The organism is Cytobacillus sp. NCCP-133, assembly GCF_026011715.1.
Lineage (GTDB): Bacteria > Bacillota > Bacilli > Bacillales > Cytobacillaceae > Cytobacillus.
In genome coordinates this window covers 1-1,188 of sequence record NZ_BRVM01000055.1, presented here as the reverse complement: position 1 = coordinate 1,188, position 1,188 = coordinate 1, and the positions used below count along the sequence as shown (strand labels likewise).

Genomic DNA, 1,188 nt, shown 5'->3' with positions numbered 1-1,188 from the left:
TAAGCTCGGTTTGTCTTTTCAAAAAAGACTAAAGAATTAACGTTGACGTTTTTGTTCGTTCAGTTTTCAAAGATCAATCTGCCGCTCAGAAGCGACTTTATTATCTTATCAGGTTTTAACACCTGAGTCAATAACTTTTTTTTAAAAAAGTTATTTGGTGGAGCCTAGCGGGATCGAACCGCTGACCTCCTGCGTGCAAAGCAGGCGCTCTCCCAGCTGAGCTAAGGCCCCAATTGAAATGGTCGGGAAGACAGGATTCGAACCTGCGACCCCTTGGTCCCAAACCAAGTGCTCTACCAAGCTGAGCTACTCCCCGTAATATGGCGCGCCCGAGAGGAGTCGAACCCCTAACCTTTTGATCCGTAGTCAAACGCTCTATCCAATTGAGCTACGGGCGCATTATGAAACTAAATGGTGCCGAGGACCGGAATCGAACCGGTACGGTAGTCACCTACCGCAGGATTTTAAGTCCTGTGCGTCTGCCAGTTCCGCCACCCCGGCATAAAAATGGAGCGGAAGACGGGATTCGAACCCGCGACCCCCACCTTGGCAAGGTGATGTTCTACCACTGAACTACTTCCGCTTAAAATGGTGCGGGTGAAGGGAGTCGAACCCCCACGCCTTGCGGCGCCAGATCCTAAGTCTGGTGCGTCTGCCAATTCCGCCACACCCGCAATATGAAATTAAAATGGTGAGCCATGAAGGACTCGAACCTTCGACCCTCTGATTAAAAGTCAGATGCTCTACCGACTGAGCTAATGGCTCATGCTTTGATATTAACTTCCTAAATCTTGTTTGTAGCGGTGCTTCAAAGCCCTGCGTTCTTTGTCGCAGATTTTAAAAGTTTGCTATTCGTGGATGAACCCCTTCGATGCTGCAAATTTTAAAATCCTCTACCGACTGAGCTAATCTGAGCTAATGGCTCGTTGAAGTGGTGCCGGCAAGAGGACTTGAACCCCCAACCTACTGATTACAAGTCAGTTGCTCTACCAATTGAGCTACACCGGCAAATTATATGGTGGAGGATGACGGGATCGAACCGCCGACCCTCTGCTTGTAAGGCAGATGCTCTCCCAGCTGAGCTAATCCTCCATAATAATACGCCCGGCAGCGTCCTACTCTCACAGGGGGACAGCCCCCAACTACCATCGGCGCTGAGAAGCTTAACTTCCGTGTTCGGTATGGGAA

9 tRNA genes and 1 rRNA gene are annotated in these 1,188 nt (G+C 49.7%); all 10 read right to left on the bottom strand.

Features of this window, described 5'->3' with window-relative positions:
- Positions 1 to 155 precede the first annotated feature (155 nt).
- Positions 156 to 231 (bottom strand) — tRNA-Ala (locus tag NCCP133_RS21805).
- Between the two features lie 8 nt (positions 232 to 239).
- A tRNA-Pro gene (locus NCCP133_RS21800) sits at positions 240 to 316 on the bottom strand.
- 5 nt (positions 317 to 321) lie between these two features.
- A tRNA-Arg gene (locus tag NCCP133_RS21795) sits at positions 322 to 398 on the bottom strand.
- Between the two features lie 14 nt (positions 399 to 412).
- A tRNA-Leu gene (locus tag NCCP133_RS21790) sits at positions 413 to 501 on the bottom strand.
- Between the two features lie 7 nt (positions 502 to 508).
- Positions 509 to 583: transfer RNA gene (locus NCCP133_RS21785), tRNA-Gly, on the bottom strand.
- Positions 584 to 589: 6 nt separating this feature from the next.
- Positions 590 to 674, bottom strand: a tRNA-Leu gene (locus NCCP133_RS21780).
- A gap of 15 nt (positions 675 to 689) precedes the next feature.
- Positions 690 to 765 (bottom strand) — tRNA-Lys (locus NCCP133_RS21775).
- A 167-nt stretch (positions 766 to 932) separates the two neighbouring features.
- Positions 933 to 1,008 (bottom strand) — tRNA-Thr (locus NCCP133_RS21770).
- An 8-nt stretch (positions 1,009 to 1,016) separates the two neighbouring features.
- A tRNA-Val gene (locus NCCP133_RS21765) sits at positions 1,017 to 1,092 on the bottom strand.
- 10 nt (positions 1,093 to 1,102) lie between these two features.
- Positions 1,103 to 1,188 (bottom strand): 5S ribosomal RNA (gene rrf / locus NCCP133_RS21760); the annotation flags it as partial.